The 14926-nt window shown below is 57.1% G+C and carries 10 protein-coding genes; 9 read left to right on the top strand and 1 reads right to left on the bottom strand.

Annotation, left to right across the window (positions count from 1 at the left end; genetic code table 11):
• Positions 1-5: 5 nt before the first annotated feature.
• The 3 genes from ACZ5EH_RS14710 (at position 6) to ACZ5EH_RS14700 (ending at position 8090) form a co-directional block, all read left to right on the top strand.
• A complete protein-coding gene (locus ACZ5EH_RS14710; RefSeq protein WP_464274635.1) occupies positions 6-1358 on the top strand; it encodes an ATP-dependent 6-phosphofructokinase in 1353 nt (450 codons plus the stop codon).
• Positions 1359-1701: 343 nt separating this feature from the next.
• Entirely contained in the window at positions 1702-4995 is a 3294-nt protein-coding gene (locus ACZ5EH_RS14705; RefSeq protein ID WP_464274634.1) for a UvrD-helicase domain-containing protein, read from the top strand.
• Positions 4992-8090 (top strand): PD-(D/E)XK nuclease family protein, encoded by a 3099-nt coding sequence (locus ACZ5EH_RS14700; RefSeq protein WP_464274633.1) that lies wholly within the window; start codon positions 4992-4994, stop codon positions 8088-8090. Before ACZ5EH_RS14705 ends, ACZ5EH_RS14700 begins: the two co-directional genes overlap by 4 nt.
• 27 nt (positions 8091-8117) lie before the next feature.
• On the opposite strand, the gene ACZ5EH_RS14695 is transcribed toward ACZ5EH_RS14700, so the two are convergent.
• On the bottom strand, positions 8118-9110 hold the full coding sequence (locus ACZ5EH_RS14695; RefSeq protein ID WP_464274632.1) for a hypothetical protein: 993 nt from the start codon (positions 9108-9110) through the stop codon (positions 8118-8120).
• A gap of 288 nt (positions 9111-9398) precedes the next feature.
• Here ACZ5EH_RS14695 and ybgF point away from each other — a divergent pair, with 288 nt between their 5' ends.
• From ybgF to ACZ5EH_RS14665, 6 genes are all read left to right on the top strand, one after another.
• A complete protein-coding gene (gene ybgF, locus ACZ5EH_RS14690; protein ID WP_464274631.1) occupies positions 9399-10325 on the top strand; it encodes a tol-pal system protein YbgF in 927 nt (308 codons plus the stop codon).
• Between the two features lie 12 nt (positions 10326-10337).
• On the top strand, positions 10338-11561 hold the full coding sequence (gene dprA, locus ACZ5EH_RS14685; protein ID WP_464274630.1) for a DNA-processing protein DprA: 1224 nt from the start codon (positions 10338-10340) through the stop codon (positions 11559-11561).
• 129 nt (positions 11562-11690) lie between these two features.
• Positions 11691-12086: a hypothetical protein gene (locus ACZ5EH_RS14680; RefSeq protein WP_464274629.1), complete on the top strand. Its 396-nt coding sequence runs from the start codon at positions 11691-11693 to the stop codon at positions 12084-12086.
• Positions 12087-12090: 4 nt separating this feature from the next.
• A complete protein-coding gene (locus ACZ5EH_RS14675; protein ID WP_464274628.1) occupies positions 12091-12930 on the top strand; it encodes an HDOD domain-containing protein in 840 nt (279 codons plus the stop codon).
• A 20-nt stretch (positions 12931-12950) separates the two neighbouring features.
• Positions 12951-13928 carry a GGDEF domain-containing response regulator gene (locus tag ACZ5EH_RS14670; RefSeq protein WP_464274627.1) on the top strand — a complete coding sequence of 326 codons (978 nt, stop codon included), beginning with the start codon at positions 12951-12953 and terminating at the stop codon, positions 13926-13928.
• Positions 13894-14883 carry a tyrosine recombinase XerC gene (locus ACZ5EH_RS14665; protein WP_464274626.1) on the top strand — a complete coding sequence of 330 codons (990 nt, stop codon included), beginning with the start codon at positions 13894-13896 and terminating at the stop codon, positions 14881-14883. The genes ACZ5EH_RS14670 and ACZ5EH_RS14665 overlap by 35 nt, the downstream gene beginning before the upstream one ends.
• Positions 14884-14926 lie beyond the last annotated feature (43 nt).

Below are 14926 nucleotides of genomic sequence, written 5' to 3'. Positions count from 1 at the left end.
AGCTCATGGCTGACGAGCCAAAACCGGTTATACCGCAACAAGTTGCCATCGATACTAAAATTAAGGCGCTTGGCACTGCCAAAATTCCTTCGCCGCTGCCCTATTGCCACGTTGCAAACGAACCGGCCAGCGTGATGATAAACATCAGCGAAGACCAGCAGGACGGTCCGTCCTCACAGCCTTTGTATTTTGATTTCGAAGTCGCCGGCCCCCGCAAGCATCTGTATTTCAACCCAACCCAGACCAAGGCCGCCATTGCTACCTGCGGCGGACTGTGCCCCGGCATCAATGACGTCATCCGGGCCATCGTCATGGAAGCTCACCACAACTATGGTGTAGCGGCCACGTTGGGCTTCCGCTTTGGCCTGCAGGGCTTCATCCCAAAATTCGGGCATGAAGTATGGGAGCTTACCCCCAACAGCGTAGCAAATATCCACCATTTTGGCGGCACCATTCTGGGCTCATCCCGCGGCCCGCAGGCGCCCGATGAGATAGTGGACTGCCTGGAACGCATGAACATCAGCTGCCTGTTCATGATCGGGGGCGATGGCACCATGCGCGCCGCCCAATCCATCACGGAAGAGGTGGAACGCCGCAACCGAAAGATATCAATTATCGGCATACCAAAAACAATCGACAACGATATCAGCTTTATACGCAAATCTTTTGGATTTGACACCGCCGTGGAAAAGGCCACTGAGGCCATCCAGTGCGCCCATACGGAAGCCACAGGCGCCATGAACGGCATCGGCCTGGTTAAGGTCATGGGGCGAGAATCAGGCTTCATTGCCGCTCAGGCGACCCTGGCCCTGAAAGAAGTCAATTTCGTGCTCGTGCCGGAAATGGACTTTGAGCTTGAGGGCGAAAACGGCCTGTTAACCCAACTGGAAGAACGACTCGCCTCACGCAAACACGCCGTCATCCTCTGTGCAGAAGGCGCAGGCCAGAGACTGCTGCAAATCAGTGGTGAAAAGGACGCTTCAGGCAACCCCGTCCTGGGTGATATCTGCCAATTGCTGATCCAGGAAATAAAGCGCTATTTCAACGCAAAAGACCGCGAATACACACTCAAATTCATTGACCCCAGCTACATCATCCGTTCTGTGCCTGCCAATGCAAACGACAGGATATACTGTGGTTTCCTGGGCCAGCACGCAGTCCATGCGGCAATGGCCGGCAAGACAGGCATGGTGGTCAGCATGCTGCAAGACCGTTACGTGCACCTCCCCCTGAAGCTGGTTACCAAAGAACGCCGCAAGTTGAACATCGCCTCGGACTACTGGCGCGCTGTGCTGGAATCAACAGGGCAAAAGCCCAGCTCGGAACCTTTTGCGCCCAAGTCTGGCTGCATAGTTTAGGGAGTGCCTGCATCACGATTCCATGCAACTGCAGAAGCGCTTGAAGAAGCCTCCCAAGCCGCCTGGTAAAAAGTTCTAAAAAACGCGGTCGTCGGCACAACCCGATGGCCGCGTTCCTTTGTTATACACTTTGCCACCCACCCCGTGGTTCAAGCAGAAAACAAAAGCCAACAGCAGGAGCATGCACACAGTTCAATAATCATGCTACATTTCACAGCTGCTATTTCTGCATCAAAATGGAATTTTTTCCAGGTGAAAAAGCCGACAGCTTTCTTCTGGAAATCCCACCCTGGTTAGGGCACTCTCTTACGGTCTGCCAGCAAGAACCCAAGGAGAAAATACGATGCTGCGTATAGTCAAGGCCTCAGCAGGGGCGGGCAAAACCTATACTCTCACCAAGGAATTTCTGCAGCGGCTCTCCGTTGCCAGGCAAGAGGAAAGCCTGGCGCCGTGTCTTGATGGCTCGGAAAAACAGTACGGCGCGTCCCTCTACGCCTGGACTGAAATACTTGCCGTAACATTCACCAACAAGGCCGCAGCGGAAATGCAGCAGCGGGTGTTGCGCGTGCTCAAGGAGCGCGCCCTGGGTGCAGCGCCTGGCGACGTAGCCCCAGAGCTTGACGCCGCCACGGCTGCCCGCTGGCTCGATATTCTCATGCGGCGTCTGGGCAATCTGAACATTCGCACAATCGACAGTCTGTTGCACCATATTCTGCGTCTCGGCGCGCTTGAACTCGGCCTGTCACCAGACGTAGAACTCGAGTTACAGCCTGCAGAACTATTCAACCCTTTGTATGCACGGCTGGTAAACGCCGCAGCCCAGGAGGAGGACGACGAGGCCTCCTTGCTGTTGGAAAACGCCATTGACGCCTGGCTGAATCTTGAAGGTTGCAAACGCTTCCTCCCCGCCACCTCTTTCAATGGCCTGGTACTGCAGGTTTTCACCCTATTGTTGGACAGCCCCGCGCCTTATCTTGCCGAAAAGGAGCCGCTACATGACACATTGGTGCATGAATTTGCGGCGCTTCAAAACGCTTGCGACGCGTTCAGAGGCCAAGTGGCAAACAGTGACCTGAAGTTCAGCGCGAACTTTATCAAATTTCTGGCCAAGCTGGACGGATTGCAACTTTATGGACCTGCCAGCAAACTACCGGACTCCGTATACGCCTCCAAACCCAGCCTGGATGACTGCCTGAACAAGCCCAGCAAGGGACTGGCGTCTGAAGCCCTGATGACGGGTTACGAAACCTTCAAGGCCGCCTGGGAACGCTATAATACGCTGAGCCGCCCCTTGCGTACGGCGCAATTGCTGGCGCCTCTGGTCGCGCTCTGCAACCGCCTGCTGCTGGATATGCGCCCCATGATGTTGGGGCGTGGGCGCGTTCCCATGGGGATGCTGCCGCGGTTGGTAAGCCACTTGTTGCGCGATGCTGCGTGCATCAACGAGGCTTTATGCCGGCTGGGCAACCGTCTTTCCCATCTTTTGCTGGATGAATTTCAGGATACGAGCCGTGTGCAATGGGCAGCTATCCAGCCCCTGGTGGAGGAAGCCCTCTCCCATGGCGGCAGTCTGTTCTATGTAGGCGACGTGAAACAGGCCATTTACGGCTGGAGAGGAGGCGACGCCTCACTGTTTGAAGAAATTCCCCGCATTAAAAGCATTGCAGAGGTGCTTGCCGCTCCTCCAGTTTCCGCGCCTTTGCCCAACAATTGGCGCAGTAGCGAAGATGTTGTGAAATTTATCAACCGCTTCTTTTCCCAACTCGAAGACCCTGTCCTTGCCAGGGACGTTGCCGAAGCCATGCTCGGTGACAAGGCCCCAGAGTATGCACAGGAGGAATTGGCGAAACTGATAGGCACCGTCTATTCTGAGGCGCATCAGGAGGTCGCCCCCTCGAAGAAAGGCTTGCGTGGCTTTGTGCATCTGGAGGACATCCGCGGGGATGACAAGGACACCCTCATTGCTGGCGTAAAAGAGCGGTTGCGTCAGATCCTGTTGGAAGAACTGGGCCTGAAAAACGAAGCACCCCGCGTGCGACAACGCGACGTGGCCGTGCTCGTGCGTACCAACAGCCAGGCCGGTGAAGTCGCTTCCTGGTTGCTGGACTGGGGCGTTTATGTGGTGACGGAAAACAGTCTGATGCTCGATGCCCACCCCTTGATTCGTCAGATTATCGCGTTCCTCGAATTTCTGGATTACCCAGGCAACGACCTGGCCTTTTGGGAAGCCATTTCGGGCCCTGAGCTATTTCTGGATGCTTGTGGCCTGGAACCGCCCCGCCTTCAGGAGTGGCTTGCCGGGCGAGACAAACGCCCGTTGCACCTGCAGTTTCGCGAAGCCTTTCCCGAGATATGGCAACGCTTTTGCGCTCCCTTGGTAAACCAGGCCGGCTTCATGAGCGCCTATGATATTCTGTGCGACGTGGTCTCCCGTTTTTCCCTATTGGAACGCCACACCGAAGATACTCTCTTCATCCGGCGGCTGCTGGAAACCGCCCACGTTGCTGAATCCCAGGGCGCGTTATCCCTGGCCGCGTTCCTCGACCTGTGGAACGAATCCGGAGACGAGCAAAAGGTGCCTTTGCCCGAAAACCTGGACGCGGTCCGCGTTTTGACCATTCACAAGGCCAAAGGGCTTGAATTTCCCTTTGTCATAGTACCGTTTCATCACGCGGACTCGCCCCCTGGCACTGATATCATTCCCTGGGACGATCCCGAACTTTTGAACAGCCTGAACCTGTCATCTTCTTCCGGCACCGGAGACCAGGGCACAGCCATACTTACCCGCCTGTATGAAGAGCTCGGGAGCGCCTATTACGCGAGAGCCCTGCCCCAACTGCTGGAGCAAATCAATCTGCTTTACGTTTCATGGACGCGGGCGGTACGGGGGCTGTATTGCCTTATCACGGGCACCAGCACCTTCGAGGGCAAATCGCCTGCCCTGCGCGCCTTGAGAATCCTGCTGCAGGAGTTCGGCTTGCACAATGATGGCGACGTGGCATCCCTGGGACAACCATTGGCAAAATTGGACCTGCCGCAGAAAAATCTCGCGGCGCAGCAACCAGCGCCACCGCCCGTAACATTGGAGCCTGTGGGCGAACGCCCCATGCAGTGGCTGCCAGAGCTGAAAATCTTCCGCTCGGAACTCAAGGAAGAACGCTTTGCCGAGCGCCTGCGCGGCACCCTTACCCACCGCTGCCTGGAATTTCTGCGTACGCTGACAACGCCCGAACAGGATGTGGAGGCCGCGTTACGCGCCGGCATACGAGGCTTTACTGATCCCCACGACCCCGCGGTCTTTGCCGAGGAGAATCCCGAACTGGAAGCCGACATCAGACAGGCCCTCGCCTGGGTCAGAGAAAACGAGACACTCGCGCCCCTGCTGACCACAGCGCAAAGCGAACAGGAGTTACTCGATACCGAAGGCAAAATTTTTCGCGTGGACAGTCTGGCGCATCACGGGGGCGGTTGGGTGGCGCTGGAATACAAAACCGGCGCCAAGCGTCCGGAACACGTTACCCAACTCCGGGGGTATCTGCACTTGCTCGCTGCTCTTCCCGGCGCGGCAGCCGCTCCAGCGCCACGGGGGGTCCTTGTCTACCTTGACCAACATTGCACCGAGGAGGTGCTACCGTGAACAAAGGGCAATTCCTCATCATTCCATGGGAGTGCGACACCATGGCCGCGTTGGCGGAAATGCTCCTTGGCGCGCAATCCACCCCGGAAAAACAACAGGAGGACTTGAGCAATCATCTGCTGGTTTTTCCGCATCGGCGCCCTCGCTCTTATTTGTTGCGCGCACTCATGGCAGATCCTCGTTTGCCCCGCCCCTGCCGGCCTCCAGAGGTTGTTTCCGCAGGATTGCTCTTTTCCAAACTGCGCATCGACCTGGAGTTACCAGGATTACTGGGTGACACGCCTCCCCCCCTTGCAGGCGAACCAGGACGCATAGTGGGGAGACTGGACCGTGTTGGCGTGTTGCAGCAATGCGTTTCTGAGCTTGCAGCGGAATCCAAAACATGGGGCGGCCCCCTCTCACGACTTCCGATGGACGACCCCACGCTGTTCACTCCATGGGGGCTCAGACTGCAAAGCCTGCTGGAAGAGTTTTACCGCTGGGACATCGATCCAGAAAACATGCTCTACCCCGAGCAGCAGCCCCACCCGTTTGCCGCAGCCCTGTTGCAGCAACTTGGCGACGTGGCTACCCGATATGGCCAGCGCATGCGCGAAAAGGGATGGACCACGCCAGGGCACGATGCCCGTCTTGTGGCGCGTCATGCCGCGGAAGCATGCACCATATTGGAAGGGCGCAACATACTTCTCGTAGGCTTCAGCCAAATGGACGAAGTGGAAGAACAGCTTTTTCACGCCCTGTGGCGACAAGGCGCAACCATGATCGTGCAGGGCGACAAGAAACTTGCCTTTGGCGAGACGCCCCACTGGTCATGCGCATCCATACAAGCCCTTGCCCGACGATGGGGGGCGCAGCCGGAGCTTCTTTGCACACCTGCAACCGATCGAGATTCCGATGGTCCACAGATCGAATTTCATGAAGGATTCGATCTGCACTCGCAACTCGACGCGCTCCAACGCAGTCTTGCCGCCCTGCCAGCGCCGGTTGGCCATGAGCAGACTGGCGAACTGCCTGGCGAAACCGCCGTGGTGCTGCCTGAAACGGGATTGTTGCTGCCTGTGCTGCACCATGTGCCCCGCAAGGACCGGGTCAACATTTCCATGGGGTATCCCCTGGCGCGCTCCCCTTTAGCGCGCTTGCTGGAGTGTCTGCTGCAACTGCAGGAAAACGCGCCTGCGCCCGACGCCTATTACTGGAAGGACGTTGTTGCATTGCTGCGCCACCCGTATTTGAAAATGCTTGCGACCAAGACGCCTGAGGCTGAAGAACAAACGCCTGAAGAGCAAAAGGGGGACACCCTGCACCGTGCCTTCCAGGCTTGTGAGAAAGTGATGCGCACTGGGACGCCGACGGTGCGCCCCCAGGAGTGGGAACCCCAGGAAATTGATGGCGGTTGGCGGGATTTGGTGCGACAAGGCTCCCCCGAAGCGTTGCACACCCTTTTTAGCCGCGTCATGGATGTTTGCCTGAACGCCTGGGTGCATGTGGAATGTCTGGATGACGCTGCCCGCGCTCTGGAGGGCCTGTGCACCCTGCTGGTGGAACATGGCGGCGACCTGTGGGAGCGCTTTCCCATTGATGCTGAATGTCTGCACCGTCTGCTGTACAGTGTCATTCCTGCCATGCGACAATGCGCGATTGCGCCGACAAAGTTGCCCAAAGAAGCCATTTTCGCCATCTTACGCGATGAACTGGCCGATGAACGCGTTCCTTTTGACTCCTCGCCCACTGTCGCACCGGAAGGGGAGCGCGACCTGCAGATACTCGGCCTGCTGGAAACCCGTTGCATAAGCTTTGATACCGTATTCGTACTGGACGCCACCGACGATCTACTGCCGGGGCGCCCTGCCTCCGATCCCCTGCTGCCTGATACCTTACGCCGTATGGCAGGGCTGCCAGACAGTCGCCATCGTGAAGAGATGGTGGCTCACGCCTTTTTTCGCCTGCTGCACAGCGCCAGACACGCCACACTGCTGTACCAGAATGTCATGGAAGGCGGCTCTCTCTGGGACGACAAACGACTTCGCAGCCGATTTCTGGAAGAATTGCTCTGGCGCAAGGAACAGGAACTGGGGCATGTGCTCACCCCTGGCGAACCGCCTGTCCACGCCGTTTCCTATCCCATCCACGCCCCCGGTATGGAACGCCGTGCCATTACCAAGGGCGAGACAGCAGGCCGGAGATTGGAAACTATTCTACATGAAGGGCTTACGCCATCTGCCCTGGACCAGTACCTGCTCTGCCCTGCCAAATTCTTTTATGCGCGCATCGCACAGCTAAAACCCATGGACGTGGTGGAAGAAGATGGCGACCCCAAAGATATCGGGGATCTGATCCATCATGTTCTGGAAGATTTTTTCAGGCCTCTGACAGGATCCGTGCTTCATCAGGGAGCGGTTGATCCCCAGGCCCTGCGCGATACGTACCTGGCCAAATTGCGCGAAAGCGAATTCTACCCGCGCATCCCGCAAGATCAGCGTCTTATGCTGGAGCGTACCGGCGTTGTGCTTTTGACCCGCTATTTGGAGAACATGCCCCAAACAACCATTCTGGAAGTGGAAACTTTTCTCAGGGGCGCCATTGAAAGTGACGGGCGCACAGTGATGCTCAAGGGGAAGGCGGACCGCATCGACAGCCGGGTAGAAGCCGAAAACGGCGAAATTGTCTTGGACTATAAAACCGGCAAGCCCAGGTTGCCCCAAAAAGGCCTGTGGCAAGACGAGGACTTGTTTGCCAGATTGCGTTGCTGGCCGGATTGTGAGCACCCTGCTGCTTTGCTTCCGGAGCTCGCGGAACGGGTGCGTAGCGTCCAGCTGCCCTGCTATTGCCAGATGCGCAGGCAACAAAGCGGCAAGACGCCATGGGACGCAGGGGTTGTGCCCCTCGCTGATGGAGGCAAGGAAGCCATGCTTTTTGGCCCCAAGCCCAGTGCTACAGAGCGGGCAGACGTGATCGAAACTCGCATACCGGTTATACTGGAGTTTCTGCTACGCCATATGCTGCAAAGCGAGGGATTTGCCCCCATCGAGGGAGGCGCTTGTAATTATTGCGATTTCGCCGGTCCTTGTCGCGGAGGGAGCACCCCCGTCGAATAGTGCGGCGATGCAAGGTCGGGCCGCGGCCTAGGCCATCATGGCAAGGTAGGCGCCCACCCCTTCTGCAAAAAGAGACAGCCAGAGAAAACAGACCGCCAGCACCACGGCAGGCTTGTTGCGCAAGGGGGCTTTGCTGCCCTGGATTGCGCCCCAGGCCGTGCACGCGCCAATCAGAAAGAGAGCGCTCAGGCCAAAATACAGAACCTTGGTGTCTGTAAATTGCAACTGGGTAATGCCGGGCACCAGCACCAGCGCCAGCCAGCCTCCAAGAAACAACGACAGGAGACCACCGCCCAAAGCCCAAGAAGCGCCATGCTTAAAGGCGAATACGTAGTAATCCCGGCCGTAGTCTTCCTTGTTGCGCCGCAGCATGAGATAAAGCAATCCCAAGCCGCCCCCGGCCGTAATGCACAACGTCAACACCTGGAGCATGGCCGGCAAAAAGGGTGAAGAAAACGGAAGGAAAAAGATGTTCTTATGCAGCGCCATCAGGCTGATATCCGCCGTGAGCTGCCCTTGGATCTCAAGGGTTGCACGCTTCAGTCCCATGCTCAAAATCAACGTTGCCAGCGAGCACAAAGCAGCAAGCAGACCGATAAACGAGTGCGTTCCTTTGCCTTTTTTGGCCATGGGCTTCCAGGTGACCCAGTAGAGTACAATAAGGCCCAATGCCAGGGCATACACACCGGCAACAAGCAGGCTGGCGGGGCCGGCAAGGTCAAGCGAAAATTCCGGCAGCGGCGTATCCGGATTTTCCAGGTACAGCAAGAACCAGCTTCCGGCCCACCCCATCAGCCACATCACGGCGGTGAATGGCAAGGTGCACAGCCCGACAATGGCGGCCATGGCTGAAACCTGTTTGGCAAATTTATCCAGAAAAACGCGTTTCTTGGCCAGATAATGGCGCTCGCCAACCAGCGCGACCAAAGGCGCACCGCAAGCGGCCAGCAAAAAGACAGCCATAAGGCTAGTCAAAGCCAAAGTCCCCATAAACAGCGGGCTGTAAATTTCTGCGTTCACGTAAGCTCCTCGGCAAGGCTGCGCGTACTATTTTCTGCATTATTGGCAGTACAAAACAAGGATTTATGCCTGATTTTACCGTTCAAGGCAACCGCAGTGCAGCGTCGGTAGTTTTGCGCAACATATATGAAAGAACAAGGATTTCTTGCCTATTGCGAACTTGTACCCTATGGTGCAGAGCAATCATGAGGCGGTTGACGTGGTGTTTTTCTTTTGCCGCCCGTTGCATCCGTCTCACTTCGGCCTGCATTTGTCCGCATCAGCACGCTCCAGGAGGAGAAGAAGCCCATGCGGCCTTTTCGAGATTGCCAGTCTGCAATTACCCTGCTTTGTACCCTGCTTGTTCTGTCATTAATGGCGGGATGCGCGCCTCGTAATGGAGGCGTGGCGAATTCCGACTTTACCCAGAGCACAGAATTTCGCCTGCGCAGTCTGGAAGCCAAGTTTCTGGAACTCGAACGCAGGCAGAGCCAGCTGGAACAACAGGCAGTGCAGCGCGTCGCCTCCCTGGAAGAAATCGTGGCGGACTACAGGGGGCAGATAGAAATACTCCGTTCCATGCTGGGCGAAACCATGGCGTATTCCTCTTCTGCACAGATTCCTCCTGCGCCACGCCCCAAGACGGTTGCGAGGCCTGCAACCAAGCCAGCACGAAAGACCACGCCAAAATCGACGCCCAAGTCAGCTACAAAAGCGGCTGCCAAGACAACGCCTGCGCCGACATCCAAGTCGACACCCAAGCCGACACCCAAGCGGACAGCGTCCACATCAGAAAAAGCTCCAGCCCCTGCACCACCTGTACCTCCTGCTTCTGCAGCACCCTCCGCCCAGTCTGAACAGGCAGGGCAAAAACTGTATGAGCAGGCTCTGGTCCGCATACGGGCGGGCAAAACGGCGGAAGCCATCCCCATGCTGGAGCGCTTCGTCAAAGAAAATCCCAAAAGCCAGCTGGTTCCAGACGCCTACTTCCGCATCGGCGAAGCCTACTTCCAGGCGGGCGAATATGACCAAGCCATCCTGGCCTACAAAGAGATCGCAGGCAGCCATCCTGGCCATGCAAAGGCTCCTGAGTCCATGCTCAAGATAGGCTATGCCTATGAAAATCTTGGTGATATGAACAATGCCCGTTTTTACCTGCAAGCGTTGATGGACGAATTTCCTGGCACTGCGTCTGCCACCCTGGCCAGCCAGAAAATTTCCCAACTCGGGAACTGAGGCCGAAGGGCCATGCCCCAACTGACCCTCGCAGATACGGAGCAAAAGGAGTTCTGGGCCTGCCTGGCCCTGCGCCATACGCAAGGCATAGGCCCACGCACCTGGAAACGCCTGATCGAAGGCTTCGGCTCTGCCTACCAGGCCGTGATGCAGTACAAGGAGTGGGGGGCTCGCAAGCTGGCCCGGGAAGGTCTGGCCGAAACCCTGGCAACGGATGCCTGGCGAGAGCGCGCCCGTCAGGAGTGGGACGCCGTACGCGAATCACACTGCCGCCTGCTGCTGCATACTTCCCCCTACTATCCACGCCGGCTTTGGGAGATTCCAGACCCGCCACTCTATCTATTTGCGCAGGGCGATGCCTCCCTGCTCGGTGCGCCCAGTGTGGGGGTTGTAGGCACAAGGCAAAGCACCGTCTACGGACGCGATACCACTTGCGAGCTCTGCACCGGGCTTTCCAAAGCCGGGCTGACTATCGTATCCGGCCTGGCCTATGGCATAGACAGGCAAGCACACATCTCGGCCCTGGAAGGGCCTGGGTCATCCATTGCTGTGCTTGGCGCAGGATTGGACGTGAATTACCCGGCAGGCAATGCGGACGTGCGCACCAGGCTGGGGCAGAAAGGTCTGGTACTGACAGAATACGCCCCAGGCGTAACGCCGGAACCACGGAATTTCCCTGTCCGCAACCGCATTATCAGTGGGCTGTCGCTAGGTGTCATAGTGGTCGAAGCATCAGAAAAAAGTGGCAGCATGATCACAGCGCGCCAGGCTCTGGATCAAGGGCGCGAGGTCTTTGCCGTCCCCGGGCCGCGGGGCTCCAAAAATCACAAGGGATGTTTCTGGCTCATCAATCAAGGCGCCAAGTTGATTTGTTCTGCAGAAGAAGTATTGCAAGAGCTTGCGCCCCTTCTGAAGGAATGGCGGCTGAACGCCCCCGCCGCGGCAGTGGAGCGGCGCGACAGGTTCGAAGAACAGGAAGAGGCTGTTTCGCCTCCTGAACTTTTTCCCGTCCATACCGCCCCCTCTGCCCAATCTCAGAAGAAGGATGTGCCTCAGGACCTGGATCCTGAACAACGCGACCTGTTGCATGTGCTGCAGGAAACCGGGGAACTCCACATAGACATGTTGGCCGAAAAGCTTGCATGGGATGCCCCCCGTGTAAGTAGAACCCTGCTATTGCTGGAAATGCGAGGGCTAGTACGCCAGCAGCCAGGCATGATCTATAGCATTGTCTGAAAAAGTAGTGTAACAGGAAGAAAATATTGGCGAGCAATCGTTGGCGGGAAAAATGTCAGGCGAATAGTATATCATTTTCCCCCGCCCTGCCGATATGACTATACCATTATCCGGTCAAGGAGGCCCAGCGTGCAGCGAATTCCCGTGCGCCTGGCCAAGCCCGGCATGATCCTGGCAAAACCCCTTTTGCGGGATAACGGGCTTGTTCTCATCGCAGAAGGAACAGAAATCAGCGAGTCACTCGTTAGCCGCCTGGCAACGATGAACATAGAGTCCATCGTGGTCAAGGGATCGCCCCTGAACCTTGAAGGCATGGGCGACTCTTCCAGCTTCAGCAAGCGCATCGAGCGGATGGACCATCTGTTTCGCAAGTACCGTTCCGACCCGTTCATGATGAAGCTGAAAATGCGGCTTAAAGAATACTTCCAGCTCAAGGCTGCAGCTCAGGCAGCGGCAGAAGCCGCCGAGGCTGCCGAAGCCGAGGCCGCTCTCGAAGAAAAAAACCCCGAAAAGGGTGAGGAATAAGTTCATGGTCGACGACCTGCGAACCGAGCACAAGGGCAAGATACTGGCGGTCAAGGACCTGCCTACCCTGCCCAAGGTGCTCGATGAGGTCACACAGTTGGTGGAGGACCCCAACTCCTCAACCGAGCAAATCGCCAAGGTCATTTCTTATGACCAGGTGCTTTCGGCAAAGGTGTTGAAGATGGTCAACTCGCCCATCTACGGGTTTCCCGGCCGCATAAGCTCCATCCAACACGCTTTGGTTCTGTTGGGCTTCAATGTCATCCGCGGGGTGATCATCTCCACCTCGGTCTTCGATATCATGACCGCCAACATGGTGGGGCTGTGGGAGCACAGTGTCGGCTGCGCCATGGCCTGTACGGAAATCGCAACCGCCGCTAAGCTCAAAGACCCGGAAGAATATTCGGTTTGCGGCCTGCTGCACGACCTGGGCAAGGTTGTTTCCGCAGTGCAATTGCCGGAAGCCAAAAAACAGATCGACGCTGTGGTCAAAAAAAAGGATGTCTCCTATCTGGATGCGGAAGCGGAAGTTCTTGGCTTCGGGCATGACCGGATCAACGCCTGGCTTTGCGACCACTGGCACATGCCCCCTAAAATCAAGGAAGCCATTGCCTACCACCACGCACCTTTGCGTGCAGAGCATTATCCAGCCTTTCCCTGTGTAGTGCATTTGGCCAACTTTGTGGTAAGACTCCTGGAGTACGGTTCCGGAGGCGATGACAATGTCCCTCACCTGGACCCCAAGGCCATGAAACTCTTGAAAATAAAGGTGCTGGACCTGGAACGCGTGCTGGATGTCCTTGGCGAAAAGTTCATTGAAGTATCTGACCTGTCTTTCTCCTGACCCCATTTCCCGGAGTTTCGATGTCGGACAATTGCGACAAACGTCTCTGCCCTTTTCCGCAGCAAATCGATGCTGTCTGCATCACTGCGGATGAAGAACTGGCGGATATACTATACAGCCTTTGGCCCCAGGAAGCCGTGCGCTGGACCCACTGCACCCGCAGCGGTCAAGCCCTGGAGCGTCTTTTCACGGAACCGCCCGCCTTGCTTGTGGTGGACAACAACCTCCCCGACATGGACGGCGCCGAGCTGGTAAACCTGATCAAAAGCGAAAATGTTTACCGCCAGGTGCCTGTGGTCATCTGCTTTGAAGAAGGGGACCTGGGCAAGGATCTGAACTGGAGCACCCTGGAAGCCGATGATTTTCTGATGCACCCTGTCGCCTACAAAGAAGCCAAGGCCCGGTTGAACCTGACGTTGCTGCGCGCCTCCCGCAGTCTGGACGCCAACCCCCTCACGCGCCTGCCCGGGAATACGTCCATCATCCAGCGCATCCAGGAGATGATAGAGGCCAAGCATGACTTTGCCCTCGCCTATGCGGACCTGGACTACTTCAAGAGCTTTAACGACAAGTACGGTTTTTCCCGCGGGGATGAAGCGCTCCTAATGTCCGCACGCATCATTGTCAACACCATCCGCGGCATGAACCTGCCCTTTTCCTTTGTAGGACACGTAGGGGGCGATGATTTCGTCTTCATCGTACCCGTAGAAGAGGCAGAGGAAGCCTGCAAGCGCGTGGTGCAGCGTTTCGATGCCATCGTACCCAATTTTTATGATGAAGAAGACCGCGAGCGCGGGAACATCACTTCCACGGACAGGCAAGGCAACATCCGCGTTTTCCCGCTCATGGCCATCTCGCTTGCAGTGGTTTTCAACCGCGACGGCTCGCTCAAGCACTACGGTGAAGCCTCGCAAATGGCCATGGCCTTGAAGAAAAAGGCCAAGGAAGATCCCAAGAGTTCTTATGTCCTCGACCGCCGCGCCCCAGAATCAGACTGAACCATTGCCCAAGCCTCTGGAAGGGTTCCTGGTCCGGCTCAAATCCGCCAAGGGGTACTCCGGAGCCACGCTTGCGGCCTATGAAAAGGACCTGCTTCAATTCCACGCCTTTGCAAAGTCGCAATGCGGCCTGGAGACGGGACTTGCTGCTCCCGAGCACATAACGCGTGACCACCTGCGCCGATTTCTGGCAGACCTGCACCGCCAGGGCATGCGCAAAAGCTCCATGGCCCGCAAACTTTCTGCGCTTCGCTCCTTTTTCAAACATTGCGCAGGGCGGGGAATCATGCAGCACAACCCAGCTGCCGGGGTGCGCAACCCCAAACAGGACAAGCCCCAGCCAAAGGCGCTGAACGTCGATCAGTCTGTTGCGCTGGTAGAGAGCAAGGCTCCCCAAAAAGGCGCGTTGCCCAGCCCCTCTGACCTGGCCGTCAGGCTGCGCGACATTGCCCTGGCCGAGTTGCTGTATGGTGCTGGCCTGCGCATTAGCGAAGCATTGGGCCTCGATGTAGACAGTGTTTCCGGTGGCGAGCAGGCGGTACGCGTACTGGGTAAAGGCAACAAGGAACGCATGGCGCCTCTTGGCGATGCAGCCAAGCGTGCTTTGGGGGCGTATCTGGAATTGCGCCCTCTCCTTAATCCAAAAGGCGGAGAAACCGCGCTGTTTCTAGGGGTTCAAGGTAAAAGGCTGCAACGCAGACAAGCCAACCGCATCATTTCCACCCTGGCCAAGGAAGCCGGCCTGCCGCAAGACGTTTCTCCTCACATGCTACGGCACAGCTTTGCCACCCACCTTCTCCAGGCAGGCGCCGACCTGCGCAGTGTACAAGAGTTGTTGGGGCATGCCCGCCTCAGCACCACGCAACGTTACACACACCTCGAACTGGGACGCCTCATCGCCGCTTATGACAAGGCCCACCCTGGTTCTGTACCGCTAAAAAAACACGAAAGCTAAAAAAGCGCGCCCCAGCAACAAGGCGTGGAGCGCACTCGATTAC

This window comes from Desulfovibrio biadhensis, assembly GCF_055388615.1.
Note: the sequence above shows the minus strand (reverse complement) of the source record. Positions and strands in the feature narration are given on the sequence as shown.

Excerpts from the sequence above, each read along its gene's own strand:
- ACZ5EH_RS14710 (WP_464274635.1), top strand. The coding sequence starts at position 6 with ATGGCTGACGAGCCAAAACCGGTTATACCGCAACAAGTTGCCATCGAT.
- ACZ5EH_RS14705 (WP_464274634.1), top strand. The coding sequence starts at position 1,702 with ATGCTGCGTATAGTCAAGGCCTCAGCAGGGGCGGGCAAAACCTATACT.
- ybgF (WP_464274631.1), top strand. The coding sequence starts at position 9,399 with ATGCGGCCTTTTCGAGATTGCCAGTCTGCAATTACCCTGCTTTGTACC.
- dprA (WP_464274630.1), top strand. The coding sequence starts at position 10,338 with ATGCCCCAACTGACCCTCGCAGATACGGAGCAAAAGGAGTTCTGGGCC.
- ACZ5EH_RS14675 (WP_464274628.1), top strand. The coding sequence starts at position 12,091 with ATGGTCGACGACCTGCGAACCGAGCACAAGGGCAAGATACTGGCGGTC.
- ACZ5EH_RS14670 (WP_464274627.1), top strand. The coding sequence starts at position 12,951 with ATGTCGGACAATTGCGACAAACGTCTCTGCCCTTTTCCGCAGCAAATC.
- ACZ5EH_RS14665 (WP_464274626.1), top strand. The coding sequence starts at position 13,894 with ATGTCCTCGACCGCCGCGCCCCAGAATCAGACTGAACCATTGCCCAAG.